The 15,969-nt window shown below is 70.0% G+C and carries 15 protein-coding genes and 1 pseudogene; 10 read left to right on the forward strand and 6 right to left on the reverse strand.

What is annotated here, in order from left to right; all coding sequences use genetic code 11:
- Window positions 1-45: 45 nt before the first annotated feature.
- The 4 genes from FLW16_RS37340 to FLW16_RS37355 all read right to left on the reverse strand — a co-directional run bounded on the left by FLW16_RS37340 (window position 46) and on the right by FLW16_RS37355 (window position 7,085).
- Complete coding sequence (locus FLW16_RS37340; protein WP_142565579.1) at window positions 46-1,251, reverse strand: cytochrome P450; 1,206 nt, start codon at window positions 1,249-1,251, stop codon at window positions 46-48.
- A 149-nt stretch (window positions 1,252-1,400) separates the two neighbouring features.
- Window positions 1,401-1,703, reverse strand: coding sequence for an STAS domain-containing protein (locus FLW16_RS37345; RefSeq protein ID WP_142565581.1), 303 nt, complete (start codon window positions 1,701-1,703; stop codon window positions 1,401-1,403).
- A complete protein-coding gene (locus tag FLW16_RS37350) occupies window positions 1,703-6,010 on the reverse strand; it encodes a SpoIIE family protein phosphatase (protein WP_142565583.1) in 4,308 nt (1,435 codons plus the stop codon). Before FLW16_RS37350 ends, FLW16_RS37345 begins: the two co-directional genes overlap by 1 nt.
- A 184-nt stretch (window positions 6,011-6,194) precedes the next feature.
- Window positions 6,195-7,085: a helix-turn-helix transcriptional regulator gene (locus FLW16_RS37355; protein WP_142565585.1), complete on the reverse strand. Its 891-nt coding sequence runs from the start codon at window positions 7,083-7,085 to the stop codon at window positions 6,195-6,197.
- Window positions 7,086-7,270: 185 nt separating this feature from the next.
- On the opposite strand from FLW16_RS37355, the pseudogene FLW16_RS37360 reads away from it, so the two are divergent.
- The 6 genes and pseudogenes from FLW16_RS37360 to FLW16_RS37385 all read left to right on the forward strand — a co-directional run.
- Window positions 7,271-7,483: pseudogene (locus tag FLW16_RS37360) on the forward strand (IMP dehydrogenase); the annotation flags it as partial.
- Between the two features lie 273 nt (window positions 7,484-7,756).
- A complete protein-coding gene (locus tag FLW16_RS37365) occupies window positions 7,757-8,734 on the forward strand; it encodes an L-threonylcarbamoyladenylate synthase (RefSeq protein WP_142565587.1) in 978 nt (325 codons plus the stop codon).
- Window positions 8,735-8,907: 173 nt separating this feature from the next.
- A complete protein-coding gene (locus tag FLW16_RS37370) occupies window positions 8,908-9,537 on the forward strand; it encodes an HD domain-containing protein (RefSeq protein ID WP_142565589.1) in 630 nt (209 codons plus the stop codon).
- A gap of 176 nt (window positions 9,538-9,713) precedes the next feature.
- Entirely contained in the window at window positions 9,714-10,619 is a 906-nt protein-coding gene (locus FLW16_RS37375; RefSeq protein ID WP_142565591.1) for an alpha/beta fold hydrolase, read from the forward strand.
- A gap of 149 nt (window positions 10,620-10,768) precedes the next feature.
- Window positions 10,769-11,329, forward strand: coding sequence for a DUF4240 domain-containing protein (locus FLW16_RS37380; RefSeq protein WP_185949762.1), 561 nt, complete (start codon window positions 10,769-10,771; stop codon window positions 11,327-11,329).
- A 138-nt stretch (window positions 11,330-11,467) separates the two neighbouring features.
- Window positions 11,468-11,776, forward strand: coding sequence for a hypothetical protein (locus tag FLW16_RS37385; protein WP_142565594.1), 309 nt, complete (start codon window positions 11,468-11,470; stop codon window positions 11,774-11,776).
- Here FLW16_RS37385 and FLW16_RS37390 read toward each other — a convergent pair.
- Both FLW16_RS37390 and FLW16_RS37395 read right to left on the reverse strand, forming a co-directional pair.
- Window positions 11,735-12,250, reverse strand: a complete 516-nt coding sequence (locus FLW16_RS37390) for a DUF6000 family protein (RefSeq protein ID WP_142565596.1) — start codon at window positions 12,248-12,250, stop codon at window positions 11,735-11,737. The genes FLW16_RS37385 and FLW16_RS37390 overlap by 42 nt on opposite strands.
- Before the next feature lie 95 nt (window positions 12,251-12,345).
- The gene (locus FLW16_RS37395; RefSeq protein WP_142565598.1) at window positions 12,346-13,071 is read right to left on the reverse strand and encodes an alpha/beta fold hydrolase; all 726 of its coding nucleotides are present in this window, start codon (window positions 13,069-13,071) and stop codon (window positions 12,346-12,348) included.
- A gap of 160 nt (window positions 13,072-13,231) precedes the next feature.
- On the opposite strand from FLW16_RS37395, the gene FLW16_RS37400 reads away from it, so the two are divergent.
- The 4 genes from FLW16_RS37400 to FLW16_RS46325 form a co-directional block, all read left to right on the forward strand.
- Window positions 13,232-14,050: a helix-turn-helix domain-containing protein gene (locus FLW16_RS37400; protein WP_142565600.1), complete on the forward strand. Its 819-nt coding sequence runs from the start codon at window positions 13,232-13,234 to the stop codon at window positions 14,048-14,050.
- On the forward strand, window positions 14,047-14,196 hold the full coding sequence (locus FLW16_RS37405; RefSeq protein ID WP_142565602.1) for a DUF2267 domain-containing protein: 150 nt from the start codon (window positions 14,047-14,049) through the stop codon (window positions 14,194-14,196). The genes FLW16_RS37400 and FLW16_RS37405 overlap by 4 nt, the downstream gene beginning before the upstream one ends.
- A 247-nt stretch (window positions 14,197-14,443) precedes the next feature.
- Window positions 14,444-15,550 (forward strand): glycosyltransferase family 4 protein, encoded by a 1,107-nt coding sequence (locus FLW16_RS37410; protein ID WP_260616014.1) that lies wholly within the window; start codon window positions 14,444-14,446, stop codon window positions 15,548-15,550.
- 228 nt (window positions 15,551-15,778) lie between these two features.
- Window positions 15,779-15,969: SPOR domain-containing protein (locus FLW16_RS46325; RefSeq protein WP_396686982.1), on the forward strand; the 191-nt coding region annotated here is incomplete at its 3' end.

Here is a 15,969-nt window from a genome sequence, read left to right on the forward strand (position 1 = left end):
GGATAACCAAGTGATAGGCGACTATCGATTAGGTCCGCACCCTCGTCAGGACTCGTCCCAGGTGACAAGCATGTGCTCAGGCCCTCGGGTGGACAACCCCGTCTTCCACCTGACGTCGTCCTCGGGGCCGGCGAAGCGGAGTCCCGGCAGCCGTGTGAGCAGCGTACGCAGGGCGACCTGCAGCTCCATCCGGGCGAGCGGAGCGCCGAGGCAGTGGTGCGCCCCGTGCCCGAACCCCACGTGCGAGGCCTGCTGACGGTCGAATTCGAGTTCGTCGGGGTTCGTGTAGATCGACTCGTCGCGGTTGGCCGACACCAGGCTCACGACCACCGGCTCTCCTGCGCGCACCGTGACGCCGCCGAGCTCGACGTCCTCCAGGGCGTAGCGGGCGATGGAGGCGCCGCCTCCGAGCGGGACGAAGCGCATCAGCTCTTCGACCGCCCGGGGTATCAGGTCGAGGTCCGCGCGCAGCGCCGCGAGCTGCTCGGGGTGGGTGAGCAGCACGTAGACGAAGTTCGGGATCTGCGTGGCCGTGGTCTCGTGACCGGCGACGAGCAGCGCCTCGGCCAGCGACAGCATCTCCTCCTCCGACAGCCGCTCCTCGTTGTCGCGGGCCGCGACGAGCGCGCTGAGCAGGTCGTCCTTCGGGGTCTGCCGGCGCTCGGCGATCAGACCGGCCATGTACTCCCGGAGCAGGCCCATGCAGCGCACCACCTGCTCGGGGGTGAACCGCGTGGTGGACAGGAGCGCGTCCGACCAGGTCCGGAAGTCGACGCGGTCCTCGACGGGAACGCCCAGCAACTCGCAGATGACCGTGATCGGCAGCGGCAGCCCGAAGTCCTCGACGAGGTCGGCCGGAGCGCCCTTGGCCAGCATCGCGCCGACGAGATGGTCGGCGATCTCCTGGGTCCGCGGCCGCAGCAGCTCGATCCGCCGTACGGTGAACGCCTTGGACACCAGCCTGCGCAGTCTGCTGTGCTCGGGCGGGTCGAAACTGAGGATGCTGCCGGGGCGGGACTGGTGGGGCCGCATCCGCGGCTCGTCGCGGCCGATCGCCGCGGCCCGGCTGAACCGCGCGTCGCCGAGCACGACCTTGACGTCCTCATAGCGGGTCGCGAGCCACGCGGGTTCACCGTAGGGCAGCCGGACCCGGCACAGCGGTTCCTCCTGCCGCAACCGGGAGAAAAGCGGGTCCACCTCCAGCCGCTCCACCTGGCCGAAGGGGAAGGTCCGGGGTTCGACAGTGGTCATGATGCCTCCAGAGCGGATCGTCGTTCACCACGAGCCGTCGAGTCGCCACTTGATAGTCAACTATCACATGACTCGTGTAAAGAGATCAACGCAAGCGAGAGCAAAATCTCACTTGAGGCGGGACGTGACCGCGGGCCGGAACACCTGCCCTATCGGGCGTCGAGGTCGCCGTCGTGGACGGTCGCGAGGTCCGCCAGCCCGGAGATGGTCAGGACGGGGGTCAGCAGCGGGTTGGCGATGAGCGTGATGTGGTCGGCGTGGGCGAACAGGACGCTCAGGCCCGCGCTGTCGAGGTATTCGACGGAGGTCAGGTCGAGGACGACGGGCCCCGGGGTGCTCTCCAGAGCGGCCGAGAGGGTGTCGGTGTTGCTCATGTCGATCTCACCGGCCGCGGTCAGGAGAACGGCGCCGTCCGGGCGAACCCCAGGAGTGAGGGTCAGGGGTGTGGTCATCAGGCGATCCTCATCTGCATGTCGACGGTGGTCCCGTACGGGCCGGGGGTGATGGTGACCTGCTGCATCATGGCGCGCATGAGCGCGACGCCGCGGCCACGGTGGGCGTTCGCCTCGGGTTCGGGGGACTTCCAGCGGCCGGTGTCGGCGACGGTGAGGCGCAGGTTGTCGACCGACGCCTCAGCCCGCAGGCGGACGACGTCGCCGGGGGTGTGGCGGTGGCCGTGTTCGATGGCGTTCGCGCACGCCTCACCGGCGGCGACCAGGATGTTCTGGACGATCTGGGCCGGCAGGTCGCACTGGCCGAGCCAGCTCCGCAGCGCCTTGCGGACGGGCGCCAGCTGGGACGACTCGGCGGGGAAGGTCATCTCCAGCGGGGCCGGGTGCCGGTAGAGCAGCAGAGCGACGTCGTCGTCGTATCCGTCGGCGGGCGCCAGGCGGATCATCACCTGAGTGGCGAGGTCGTCGACGGCGATGTTCCTGCCGTCCTGTACGGCCTGGCTGGCCTGGTCGATGCCCGAATACAGCGGACGGCGGCGGCGTTCGACCAGGCCGTCCGTGTACAGCATGAGCGTGGCACGGGCGGGGATGATCGTCTCGCTCTCCGGACGGGTCGCGCCCGGGCGTACGGCCAGGGGAACGGAACGTCCGCCGTCGAGCAGGCCCGTGTTGCCGTCGGGGTGGGCGAGGATTCCCGGCGGATGTCCGGCGCTGGAGTAGGACAGGCGCCCGGTTTCCGGGTCGAGGACGGCGCAGAAAACGGTGGTGCACCTGGCGCCGGGGACGCCGGCGGCGAAGTGGTCCAGGGCCATGAGCACACGGGACGGGCTGTCGTCCTGCAGCAGCAGCGCGCGGCACGCGCTGCGCAACTGTCCCATGACGGCCGCGGCCTCCACCCCGCGCCCGACGCAGTCGCCGACGACGATGCCGATGCGCCCGCCGGGCAGGGCGATGGTGTCGTACCAGTCGCCGCCGACCTCCAGGGGCCGGGTGGCGGGCTCGTAGCGTACGGCGAACCCGTCGGGAAGCCGGGCGGGGCCGAGGATGGCGCGCTGCAGCGCGATGGCGGTCTCGCGCTGCTGGTCGATCTGGTGGGCGCGCACCAGTCCCTGGGCGAGACGCCCGGCCAGCAGCGACAGCAGCACCTGGTCCTCGCCGGTGAAAGGCCGGTGGTCGCCCAGGTCGATCCACAGGGCCAGCTGGCCCTCGGGGTGCTCCAGCAGGATGCCGACCCCGTCGCGGTCGGCGACCGGGGTGAGCAGCGGCCGCCGCAGCATGTCGGTGAGCACACGGCGGCGATCGCCCGGCAGCCCGTGCCAGTCCACCGGCTCGCCGGCGGCGGTCAGGGCCGGCTCCTCGCCGTGGCCGAAGACGGCGGCCACAACCGACTGGGCACGCCACAGGCTCTGCAGTTCCCGCAGCGCGCCGGTCAGCGCGTCGGAGAGGCTCCCGGCCTGGGACAGGCTGGTGCTCAGCGAGGCGAGGGCGCTCTCGCGCTGGATGGCGTAGTGCTCGGCGGTCACGTCGCGGAAGGTGCCGACGACGACATGCCGCCCGGTGTCGGGATCCTGCGCCTGGTTGAAGGTGACGCTGACCCACAGCCGGTGCCCGTCACGGTGGGTGACCGGGATGGTGTAGCTGCCCTGACCGGGACCGAGAAGGCCGCCGAAGGCGTCGGCGACCTGCTGGTAGCCCGCGGGATCGGTGGCGGCGTCCGGCCACCACGGGTGGATCGGCGTGTAGGGGAGGCCCTCGGGGCCGTAGCCGAGAATGTCGGTGAAGGCGCTGTTGATCTCGACGACGGCGCCCTGCTCGTCGCAGACGAAGAACGCCTCCTGCAGCGAGTCCACCAGTGCGCTGCGCCAGCGCGCCTGGTGCTGGCGCAGCCGCGCCATGTCCATGTTCGCCCTCACCCGCGCGAGCAACTCCGCGGCGGCGAAGGGCTTGACCAGGTAGTCGTCGGCTCCGGCCTGCAGGCCCTCGATGGACGCCTCCTGGCCCGCCCGGGCCGACAGCAGCACCACGGGCACGGCGGCGGTGCGTGGATCGGACCGCAGCGCCGCGACCAGGGACAGACCGTCCAGGCGGGGCATCATCACGTCGCTGACCACGAGGTCGGGGGCGTCCGCGCGGATGGCGTCCAGGGCCTCCATCCCGTCGCCCGCGGTGCTGACGACGTAGCCGGCGCCATTGAGGAGACGGACGAGATACCCGCGCATGTCGGCGTTGTCGTCGGCGACCAGCACCCGCGCCGGGGCGGCCGAGTCCCCGGATCGGGCGGCGGAGCCGTCGTGGGACGGCAGCCCCATCGTTTCCCCGGTGAGCTCGCCGCCGTCGTCCGCGGGCAGCCAGCGCAGCGCCTCTTCGACGTACGGGTCCGCGGTGGTGGCGGCGGCGCCGGTGCCGGCCGTCGTGATCGCCTCGGCGGGCAGGTGCGCGGCGCCGTACGGCAGGCGGATGGTGAAGCGGGTGCCCTCGCCCTCGGTACTGTCGGCGCTGATGGTGCCGCCGTGCAGGCCGACCAGCTCCTGCACGAGGGCCAGCCCGATGCCGCTTCCCTCGTTGGACCGTGAGCGCGCGTTCTCGATGCGGTGGAACCGCTCGAACAGCCGCGGCACCTCGTCGGCCGGGACGCCGATGCCCGTGTCGGTGACGGTCACCACCGCGTGGTCGTCCCCCCCGCGCACGGTGACGCCGATCGCGCCCTCGAAGGTGAACTTCAGCGCGTTGCTGAGCAGGTTGAGCACCACCTTCTCCCACATGCCGCGGTCGATGTAGACCGGCTGGTCCAGGGGATGGCAGTCGACCCGGAAGTCCAGGCCCGCCTTGTCGATGGCGGAGCGGAAGAGGCTGGCCAGCTCGGCGGTGACCGCGGCCAGGTCGACCGGCTCGTAGCTGGCCTGCATCCGGCCGGCCTCGATGCGGGAGAAGTCCAGCAGGGTGTTGACCAGCTTGCCCAGCCGCAACCCGTTGCGGCGGATGACCTCCAGCTCCTCGCGTACCTGCGCGTCGGCTCCCTGCAGGCGGCCGCGCAGTTCCTCCACCGGCCCCATGATCAGGGTCAGCGGTGTGCGGAACTCGTGACTGATGTTGGAGAAGAAGACGGTCTTCGCGCGGTCGAGCTCGGCCAGCTCCTCCGCCCGCCGCTGCTGGGCCTGGTAGCTGCGGGCGCTCGCGATGCCCGCCGCCACATGCCCCGCGGCCAGCTCGATGAACCCGCGGTAGGCCTCGTCCAGGAAGCGGTACCGGTTGAGCGCGGCCACCAGGAACCCGTACGGCGCGCTGCCCTGCTGGAGCAACGGCACCACCAGCGCCTGCGTGGGCGGTTCCGGCCAGTCTCCGGCCGGGAGACCGGCGAACGGGGCCCGATCGTTCGGGGCCCGGTCGTTCGGGGCCCGGTCGTTCGGGGCCCGGTCGTTCGGGGCCCGGTCGTTCGGGGCCCGGTCGTTCGGGGCCCGGTCGTTCGGGGCAGGGTCGTGCGCGGCAGGGTCGTGCGGGGAAGGGCCGAGCGGCACGATCACTGACTCTCCCCGGGCCAGCGCCGTCGCGGGCCACACCGCGTCCGGGGCGTCGGCCGGCAGCGTGAGAGGGGCGGCCGGGTGCCCGGCGGAGATGCCGGTCACCCCTGCCAGCCGTGCGCCGCCGCCGTCCTGGAACAGGTAGGTCAACGTGAACGGAAGGTCGTGCAGGTTGCGGCCGAGCTGCCGGCAGGCGAAAGCCAGCATCTCCTGCTCGGTGCGGACCACGCTGGGATCGGAGCCGAGATCCCGCAGGGTCGCCATGCGCCGCTCGCCGATGACCCGCTCGGTCTCCTCGCTGACGACGCACAACATCCCGACCACGGTGCCGGAGTCGTCCCTGAGGGGGCTGTAGGAGAACGTGTGGTAGCTCTCCTCCGGATAGCCGGCCCGCTCCAGGAACAGCAGCAGGGCCTCGTCCCAGGTCGCCTTCCCCGTTGCCAGCACGGTGTCGATCCGCGGGCCGATGTCGTCCCAGATCTCCGCCCAGACCTCGCTGGCGGGCCGGCCCAGCGCCCACGGGTATTTCCGGCCCAGCGTGTCACGGCGGTAGGCGGCGTTGCAGAAGAAGGTCAGCTCCGGCCCCCACGCCATCCACATGGAGAACCGGGACGACAGCAGGATGCTCACCGCCGTCTGCAGGCTCTGCGGCCACTCCTCCGGCGGCCCGAGCGGGGTCGCCCGCCAGTCCACCGACGCCAGATCCCGGCCGACCTCGTCGTCGGCGGAGAACACCTCGGCTCCGGCCGCTGTCGGCGATCCCTGCTCAGCGTCCTCACAGCGCGTCACTTGACACCCTTTCGTTCACGCCGAGCCCAGCCCACCCATGCCGGACTCCGTACCGTGCCGTTGCCACGCGGCGGGCCCCGCAGGGGTGTGGGGGAGGTCGGTGACACGTGCGCAGCAGGATACTCCCGCTAGGTCGAACCCGGATGAATCGTACGAAGTGGGTGTCCGGCGGCCTATCGGCCCGTCAGCCGGCCGGGAGCGGCTGCGTGGGGGAGCCGGCTTCCTGGGTGGCGGCCCAGGAGGCGAGCAGGCGCAGGCCTTCCTCCGATGACGAGCCGGGTTCCGCGGTGTAGACGGTGAGGGTGAGGCCGGGGGCGGCGACCATTTCCAGGCCCTCGTAGGCGAGGGTGAGGTCGCCGACAGCGGGATGGTGGAACCTCTTCACCCCGGTGCCGTGCTGGCGGACGTTGTGGGCACCCCACCGAGTGCGGAACGCGTCGCAGCGGGTGGACAGCTCGCCGACCAGGTCGTGGAGGTCCTTGTCGTGGGGGTCACGGCCCGCCTCGGTGCGAAGGATGGCGACGGTCATGTCGGCGGCCAGGTCCCAGTCCAGGTAGAAGCGGCGGGCGGCCGGGTCCAGGAAGGTGTATCGGGCGAGGTTCGGCGGCCGGTGGCCGGTGGCGTACATGTCGCGGTAGAAGGCACGCGCGAGCCGGTTGGCCGCCAGCAGGTCCATCCGGCCGTTGCGGACGAACGCCGGCCCGGCGGTGACCGCGTCCAGAGTCCACTGCAGGCTCCGGTGCGCTGCCCACTGCCTGGTGGCGCGCTGCCGGGGCCGCGCGAGCGCGTCGAAGCCGTCGGCGGCTTGCGCGAGGTTGAGCAGGTGGGCCCGCTCGGCGTCGTCGAGCTGGAGCGCGCGGGCGACGGCTTCGAGAATGCTCGGGGACACGCCGGCGAGGTTGCCGCGCTCGAGTTTGGCGTAGTACTCGACGCTCACATCGGCGAGCGCCGCGACCTCGCTCCTTCGCAGCCCGGGAACGCGGCGCCTGGTGCCGGCGGGCAGCCCGGCCCGCTCGGGGGTTATCTTGGCGCGCCGCGAGACGAGGAACTCGCGGGCTTCTTCGCGGTTGTCCACTCTTCGACCGTACGCGCTCGCGCCCGATGGAAGGGATGCACTGCCGGTACACCCCTCACCAGGCACTCCCTGCCCGCATGGGAAGCCGGTTATCTGGATGGCGTGGCACTTCCCTGATCGCACCGCGGAGGGATGCCCCTACTCGGTCCGTCGTGACGGACCCGTACGACCCCGGCGCACAAGGAGCCATCCGCTCCACCCGCCCGGGCGGGCACGTCGGCTACGTGGGAGTGGCCCACGGTGTCGAACTGGACGGCACCGAGCTGATCGACCTGATCGGAAACCGCCGGATCGACCCCGGCAAGGTCTTCGACCTCCGCCTCCCGCTCGACGAGGCCGCCGAGGCGTACAAGGCCATGGACGAGCGCCGCGCCGTCAAGCCCCTGCTGCGCGTGTGATCCGCAGACCGATGTGAAGGAGAAGAAATGGAGATCGTGAAGCGGCCCGCGAGTCAGCACCCGCACGCGCCCCTGACCTCCTGGAGGTGACCGGCCGGCCGGGGTAGGACCTGCGGGTTCTACCCTGAGGCAGGGGCCGTCCTGGCGGTGTTCCCCCGTGCCGCCGTGACGGATTTCGTCCGTCCGGGCTCACGCGGTGCCGTCGGCCGTGGTTCGTCACCATGCGCCGGCGAGACCGCATGGGGACAGTGGAACAGTGAAAGGATTGCGAGGGTGACGGCAAGAACCAGTGACATCGAGAAGGCGGCCGGTGTGCTGCGCGCCGGAGGCCTCGTGGCCTTCCCGACCGAGACCGTCTACGGTCTGGGCGCCAACGCCGAGGACCCCGCCGCCGTCGCGCGCGTCTTCCAGGTCAAGGGGCGCCCGCCCTCCCACCCGCTGATCGTCCACATCGGCGGCGCGGAGCACCTGGGCGACTGGGTCGAGGACGTGCCCGCGACGGCGCGCCTGTTGGCCGAACGCTTCTGGCCGGGGCCGCTCACGCTGGTCCTGCGGCGCGGCCCCCGGGTGCCCCTCGAAGCGACCGGTGGCCTGGAGACGGTGGCCGTCCGCGTGCCCGATCACCCCGTCGCACTCGCGCTGCTGTCGGCCTTCGGCGGGGGTGTCGCGGCCCCGTCCGCCAACCGCTTCGGCTCGGTCAGCCCCACGACGGCCAACCACGTCCGTGCGGAGCTCGGTGATGCCGTCGACTTCGTGCTGGACGGCGGCTCCTGCGAGGTCGGCGTCGAGTCCACCATCGTCGACGCCACGGGCGACACTCCGAGCGTCCTTCGGCCCGGCGGGGTGACGCGCGAGGACCTCGAGGCGGTGCTCGGGCGCCCGCTCACGGTCCACTCCACCAGCCGGGTCCGGGTGCCGGGCCAGCATCCGTCACACTACGCACCGCGTGCGCGTGTCGTCCTCGTCGAGCCCGAGAAGGTCGTCGCCGAAGCGGAGCTCGCGCAGGAGCTAGGGCACCAGGTGGGCGTCTTCCTTCCCCCCTCCTTCGCGGGCGCCCAGGTGAAGGCGCACGCCGTGGTGACGGTCCCGGATGCGATGGCCGCCTACGCGCATGGGCTGTACGGGTTCCTGCGCGAGCTCGACCAGCGGGGGTGCGACCTCATCGTCGCGTCCCTGCCGGTGGAGCAGGGACTGGGACTCGCGATCGCCAACCGGCTCCGCCGCGCCGCGGGGCCCCGGACCTCCGAGTGACCGGCAACGCTCCTCACTGATCACGCTTCCCCACGGCCTGGGCCGCTTACACCCCGTGACCAGGCCATAGACGGGCCAAGCGACTCCTTCGTCACGTGTTCCTGCGATGTCCCGCGAGCCGCCGCAGGTGACAGTAGAGCCCGAATGGCGCACAGCCGGACGGGAGAAGAACCATGACGATCGACCAGACCGTACCCGACACCAGGGTGACGGCTGAGGCCACCGAGTTCGTACGCGAGGTCACCAGCGACCTGATCTACCACCATTCACGCCGTGTCTACTTCTTCGGCAGCCTGATGGGGCGGAGACGGGGCCTGAGCTTCGACCCGGAGTTGCTCTACATCGGCGCCATGTTCCACGACCTGGGGCTCAACAAGGAGTATCGCGGCAGCGGCAGGCGCTTCGAGGTGGACGGCGCCGATGCCGCCCGCCGCTTCCTCCAGGAACGCGGCGTGCCGGAAGACAGCGTCCGCCGGGTGTGGACGGCGATCGCCCTGCACACCACCCCCGGCATCCCCGAGTTCATGGAACCGGAGGTCGCGCTGGTGACCGCGGGCGTGGAGTACGACGTGCTCGGCATCGGCTACCACGATCTCGACGACGCCCAGCGAGCCGAGATCACCGCCCTGCATCCGCGGCCGGGTTTCAAGGAGGCGATCCTGCGGGCGTTCACCGAGGGCATCGCGCCCAAGCCGGGGACCACGTTCGGCAACGTCAAGGCCGACGTACTCGAGCGCTACGTGCCCGGCTACCGACGGGGGAACTTCGTCGACACGATCCTCGGCTCCCCCTGGCCCGAGTAGGTCACCACGCCGTCACTTGTCCCCCGTGCGAGCTACCGGCGAATGTCCACCGTGCGGGGACGATCTCCGACCGCCGGATCCGTAGCGTTACGACGCAGCCACGGCGCTCCGTCCGCTTTTCCCACTACACCGCCGTGCGCATCACCCCGGCGTCGACTCCCTCACTGGAGGACCTCATGCTTCCGAAGATCAAGACATCCGTTGTGGCCGCGCTGTGCTGCACCGTGCTCGGCGCGGGGGTCGCCGGCTGCGGCGGCGAATCGCTGGAGAACTGGGACCCCCTCGCCCCCGCCACGCGGACAGCCGATGCCGCCCCGATCTCCGGGACCGAGAAGATCGATGTCGCGGGCCGGTCGGTGAACGTGTCCTGTTCGGGCGACCCGGAGAAGGGCAGGCCGGTCATCATCCTGATGCACGGGGCAGGCGACGGGCTGGAAAAGCTGGCCGCCATCCAGAAGACGCTGAGCAAGCAGAACCGGGTCTGTTCCTACGACCGGCTCGGCTCGGGCGCGAGCGACCAGCCGGACGGCCCGCAGAGCTTCTCCAGCACCGGGAAGATCCTGACCGGGGTGCTCGACCGCGTCGCCGGTGACAACCCGGTCGTCCTGGCCGGGCACTCGCTGGGCGGGCTGATCGCCGCCAGGTACGCCCCCGACCACCAGGACAGGGTCAAGGGGCTGGTCCTGATGGACGCCACCCCATCCACCATGCTGGCCGACATCACGAAGGCGATCCCCAAGTCGGCCACCGGCCCGGCGGCCGAGTTGCGCGCACAGAACCTCGCGATATTCCAGGGCGAGAACCCGGAGAAGCTCGTCGTCCCCGACGGCAAGGTCCGTTCCGCCGGGAACATCCCGGTGGAGGTGATCCAGCACGGGAAGCCGTACCTCGCGGCCGTGCCCAAGTACGGGCCGCGCCTGGAGCAGGCGTGGGCCGCGGGCCAGCGCAAGTGGCTCGCACTGTCCAGCGACAGCAAGCTGAGCACGGCCAAGAACAGCGGCCACTACATCTACGTCGACCAGCCCGATGTCGCCGTCCAGGCCATCGAACGCGTCGCCGAGCAGGCCGCTCATGGTGAGTGACCGCAGGTCCAGGATCAGTGGCTGATCCGTCTGGGCGAGGTGGCCGGTGAACTGCTCGCGGTGTCCGGCCGAGCAACGACCGCGCCGAGTGGCGTGAGCCGATTTCCCTGTCGTGGCGCTGTCGGCGCGATTTGGCACCATGCACCGTTGTGGATATCGATGAGTTCTGGCTCTTCCTTCAGCGGTCCCGGCAAGTGACCGGCGATCCCGATGAACGCCTGCGGTGGCTCTCTCTCCACCTCGCACAACGCCCGCCGGCCAGGATCGTCGACTTTCAGATCCTCCTCAATCAGATACGGCGGCGATCCGACACCTACGACATGTGGGAAGCCGCCAACCTCATCTTCGGCGGCTGCTCCACCGACGGCTTCTGGTACTTCCAGGCGTGGCTGATAGGGCTCGGCCGTGACACTTTCGAGCTTGTAGTAGCCGACCCCGACAACCTGGCCGAGGTCCCGGAGGTGCGGCGACTGGCAGAACGCCCGGTGAGCGAGTGGGCCCAGGAGGAGTGGCCGCAGTGGGAGGCGTTGAGCTACGTGGCCGCCGGCGCATACGAAGAGGCGACCGGTGAAGAGGACGGCGTCTACGACGCCATGAAAGAACGCGGGCACACCAACCAGGGCGATCCCGAGCCCACGGGACTTCCGTGGAGGCTCCGCGACCCCAAAGCGACGACGCAGAGGTTGCCCCGCCTGAGCCGCATGTTCTGAATCGACCTGATGCGGGGAAATCGGCTGTGCGGCGCGAACGCGGCCCTGCAGATCGTCTACGTGGCGGTACGCCACGATCACGATGCAGGGACAGGCGTCCGGACTCTGCCGTGAGAGCGGTAGGGGTATCGTCCAAATGTGGCCGAGCACACGTGGCGATTACGTCGTGGTGAGGAAATACTCGGCGACATACACCTGACCGGTGATGGCGATTTCCCCTGGTTGTCGGGACGTTTCGTCGCCCGCTCGGGGTACGCGGCTGTGGAACCGCTGTTCGTACAGGAACTCGCCCTCATCGAGGCAGACGGCGAACTCGACTACGAAACCTGGGAAGCCACGTACAAGCACATCAGCGACCAACTGGAGTTGATAACGCCAGACGGCTTGCCTGTCACGGACTTCCTGCTACACATCAGCGGGCAACGTGCCTGGTTCCGCCTCGGCTAGGCAACGCGCCACGAACAACATTCCGTCTACGGCCCCGCGGTCTTGGTCATCGATGGAAATGCCGGTCGGCGTGGCGTCCAGTCGTTCGAGTACGGCGGCTACGAACGAGGCCGAGCCCCATCCATTCTCAAGGTCCAGTCGAAGGTAGGTCGTGAGCGAGGGCACGGCCTTCACTCCTAGACCATGCAGGGCGACGGTCGCCAGAGGCGGCGCTGTCAGTGAGCCCAGCGAGGTCTCCAGGCTTTCCAGCAGCGCAGCCTCCAGGCGCCGGGTCCGACCGGACGCGAGCCAAGCGCCCATGACGCGCGGCCGCCAGTGCGAAGCCAGCAGCTCGGCGACTTCGTCGTCGGTCGTACCTCGCGCCACTTCTCGCAGAGAGTCGAACGGGACGTCACGACTTAATGCGTTCAGGCCCATCATTCTCAGGTAGAACGGCAAGACGCACCGCTGCTCCAGATCCGTCGATGCCGACACGGTCTTAGGCTAGGGCACGCTCGCGAGGAGCGTCGTACGTCGCGCTCTCATCGGCAAAAGCGGCTACCGCGCAGCTGGCGGCTCGAGTGGGCGGGTCAGCCGAGCTTGAGCAGCAGTTCGGTGAGCTCGGCCGGCATGGTGATCATGCAGTCGTGGCCCGTCTCCAGTTCCCACACCTGTGCCGGGCTGCCGTTGGGCTGTACCGCTGGGACGGGCCGCCGCTTGATGCCCTCCGGTACGCCGGCGACGCAGTGAATGTGCGTCCGCGGGATTGTGTGCACGGCTGGGTTGTCCAGCCGGACCGGTTGCCGGAAGCAGAGCACCGACTGATCCGACAACATCGCCCGCAACCACGCCATGTCCGCCGGGTCGGTGACCCCGAACAGGCCCAGAGGTGGCGGCAACTCGGGCATCGGCGGGATCCGCCAGCCGGCCTCGGACTCCGCGGCGCGGTCGATGAGGGCCTGGGTCACGGGATGCACATCGATCGCGTTCTCGCCGTCCTCCGGGACCATCGCGTCGAGGTAGACCAGATGGGCGATCCGGTCCGGGATCCGGTTGGCGGCGGACGAGATGACCAGCCCGGCGTAGCTGTGGCCCACCAGGATCACGTCGGTGAGGTCCTCCTCGGTGATCAGCCTCACGACGTCGTCGACGTGTGTGTCCAGCCCTACCTCGGGGCCGAGCAGGTGCGCCTTGTCTCCGTGGCCGGTCAGCGAGGGCGCGACCACCCGATGTCTGGCCGACGCCAGCAACGGGACCACCCGTTCCCAGCATTGCCCGCTGTGCCAGGCCCCGTGTACGAGCAAAAATGTTGACATGGTGTAGCTCCTTGTTCGCGGAAGGACCCACCAGCGGATTTCGCCGGCGTTCGTCCCGGAAGTGAGGTTTCCGCTCACCCGCTGACAGAGCCAGAGCCCCCGCGATCCTGGGGGTGACAGGACCAGGCACGCACGAAAGTGCGGGAATTACAGTGGGGACATGAGCGACGACTCCAACCTTCTGGGCGATTACGTACGCGCCCGTCGGGAGCTCGTCACTCCTGAACAGGCCGGCATCCCCTCCGTGGGCGTACGGCGCGTGCCGGGCCTGCGCCGGGAGGAGGTCGCGATGCTCGCCGGCATCAGCGCCGACTACTACCTGCGCCTGGAACAGGGCCGCGACCGCAACCCGTCCGCGCAGGTCCTCGAGTCCCTCGCCCGCGTGCTGCTGCTCGACGACGACGCGACGGCCTACCTGCTGCGCCTCGGGGCGGGAAAACCCCGGCGGCGACGGCGGCCCCGGAAGGAAACCGTTCCTCCTGGCGTCGCCAAGCTCATCGCCGCGCTTCCGCTCCCCGCGTACGTGGAGGGTCGCTACTTCGACGTCCTCGCCGCCAATGCGCTGGCGACCGCTCTGTCGCCGCGACTCGTGGCGGGGGGCAACCGCCTGCGGGACGTGTTCCTGGACCCCGCCGAGCAGGCTCTCTACCCGGACTGGGAGGACGCCGCGCAGGGCATGGTCGCCGGCTTCCGCGAGTCCGTCGGCACCGACACGGACGACCCCCGATTCATCGAACTCGTCGGCGAACTCTCCCTCGCCAGCCCTCGCTTCAGCAGGCTCTGGGCCCGTCACGACGTGAACACGTGCGAAGGCACGCCCAAGCACGTCGACCACCCCCAGGTCGGTGGCCTCTGGCTGAACCGCGAGAGATTGGGCGTCAGCGGCGCGGCAGGTCAGACGCTCGTCGTCCTCCACCCGGACCCCGGCACCGACAGTGCCGACAAGCTGGCGCTCCTCGCGTGCATCGTGCGGACATGACCCCGCCCATGCTCGGCCGGGTGGCCCAGCCGCCACATGCCGCGGCCGTGTTCGCCACGTTGCGCGAGGCCATTACGGACAAGGAGTTCTTCGACATCACCGTCCAGTTGCCGGACGAGTACTGGACCCTGCTTCCCCGTCCGTGAGCGGGTGACGAGCGGGCTCGCCGCTCCACGAGCTCCATCAACCCCGGCAGGTCCTCGAAACCGCTTCAGTAGCAGGTCACCTCTTCCCGTGGAGGCCCTGACACGTCACAGGCCCGGCCAGGCGGTCCCGGGTCCGGTTCCGCCCCCCGTGCGCATGGAGTCCGGCCGGGGTGAGAAGGTGTGGGGGACGGCATGCTGGCACAGCCGCCTCCGGCACCACTCGGGCCGCAGGCTGCCGGAGGTCTCCGTGGACCTGCGAAACGTTTCGGAACGGGCGCGGCAGGCGTTGCACATCGCGATGGTCGCCCCGCCGTGGTACGACATCCCGCCTAAGGGGTACGGCGGCATCGAGTCGATGACGGCGGATCTCGTCCGCGGGCTGCTCGCCCGCGGGCACCGGGTGACCGTGATCGGCGCGGGCGACGGAGTCGATCGGCGCACCTACAACGAGCCGCCGTCGGCGAGGATCGGAGAGGCGTTTCCGGAAGTCGTACACGCTGCCAGGGCGGAGCGCTTCCTGGGCGGGCTGGCGCCCGACGTGGTCCACGACCATTCGCTCGCCGGGCCGTTGTGCGCGTCGGCACGTACGGCTCCCACCGTGGTCACCTGCCATGGCGACGTCCGGGGCGAACTCGGCGCCTACTACCGGGCCCTCGGCACCTCCGTCGACCTCGTCGCCATCTCTTGCTCGCAGCGGGCGAGCGCACCCGACCTCAATTGGGTCGCGCAGGTGCACAATGCCGTGGATTTCGCCACGTTCCCGTTCCGCGCGCGCAAGGAGGAATGGGTTCTGTGGGTGGGCCGACTGCATCCCGACAAGGGCGCCCACCTGGCCATCGAGGCCGCCCGGGCGGCCGGCCGGTCCATCGTCCTGGCGGGCAAGAAGACGGAAGGAACCGAACAGGCGTACTTCCGGGAGCACGTCATGCCGCTGCTCGGCCGGGCGGTGCGGTACGTGGGCGAGGCTGACGCCGCGCTGAAGCGTGACCTGCTGTCCCGGGCTCGTTGCCTGGTGTTCCCGGTGCAGTGGGAGGAGCCGTTCGGCATGGTCATGATCGAGGCTATGGCCTGCGGCACACCGGTGGTGGCACTGAGCAGGGGTGCGGTTCCCGAGGTCGTCCTGGAAGGGGTGACGGGCAGTGTCCGTCATGATGTCGGGCAGCTCCCGCTCGCCATCGAGGAGGCCGGGAGGCTGGAGCCGGCGGCCGTGCGCGCCTACGCGCTGCGACGCTTCGACGTCTCGGTGATGACCGAGGCCTACGAACGCGTGTACCAGCGGGTCTTCGCGCGGACACATGACCGGGGCCGTCCGGCGGGACGGGAAGGGGGAATTTCGGGGAGCCACGACGCCTGACCGAGTAAGTACGGAGTTGCTTCGCACCTGGCGCTCCCCCTGGGCGACCTGCCACTGCTCATGCGAGGCAGATGAGGGTCAGGAAGGGTGGTGCGAGGGAACGGCAGGGGAGATCCTGGCAGGGGAGGCGAAAATCCCGTCGGGGTGTTCCACAGGCCGACGGGGGATGCGCGTCATAGGGATTGTTCTCGCTGGTAGAGCCCTGACATCGCCAACGTCGAAGGTGGCGTGGATTCCGGTTCTCCCGCTCGGGCCGATGCGCAGCGGCGGCGGAGCGAGTTGTCTTCACGATCTGGAATAGCCGAGGGGGTTGGTCCCGTGAGCGTCCCGAGAACAGCAGGGTCCCACAAGGTGGTGCTGGCCACCTACAGCAGCTACGACGCGGCCCAGCACGCGGTGGACGTCCTGGCCCGCCACGA

The sequence above is a fragment of the Microbispora sp. KK1-11 genome (genome assembly GCF_006874435.1).
Classification (GTDB): domain Bacteria; phylum Actinomycetota; class Actinomycetes; order Streptosporangiales; family Streptosporangiaceae; genus Microbispora; species Microbispora catharanthi.

Coding starts and splice junctions, on each gene's coding strand:
- FLW16_RS37340 (WP_142565579.1), bottom strand. CDS start 1,251: ATGACCACTGTCGAACCCCGGACCTTCCCCTTCGGCCAGGTGGAGCGG.
- FLW16_RS37345 (WP_142565581.1), bottom strand. CDS start 1,703: ATGACCACACCCCTGACCCTCACTCCTGGGGTTCGCCCGGACGGCGCC.
- FLW16_RS37370 (WP_142565589.1), top strand. CDS start 8,908: ATGACGATCGACCAGACCGTACCCGACACCAGGGTGACGGCTGAGGCC.
- FLW16_RS37375 (WP_142565591.1), top strand. CDS start 9,714: ATGCTTCCGAAGATCAAGACATCCGTTGTGGCCGCGCTGTGCTGCACC.
- FLW16_RS37395 (WP_142565598.1), bottom strand. CDS start 13,071: ATGTCAACATTTTTGCTCGTACACGGGGCCTGGCACAGCGGGCAATGC.
- FLW16_RS37400 (WP_142565600.1), top strand. CDS start 13,232: ATGAGCGACGACTCCAACCTTCTGGGCGATTACGTACGCGCCCGTCGG.
- FLW16_RS37405 (WP_142565602.1), top strand. CDS start 14,047: ATGACCCCGCCCATGCTCGGCCGGGTGGCCCAGCCGCCACATGCCGCG.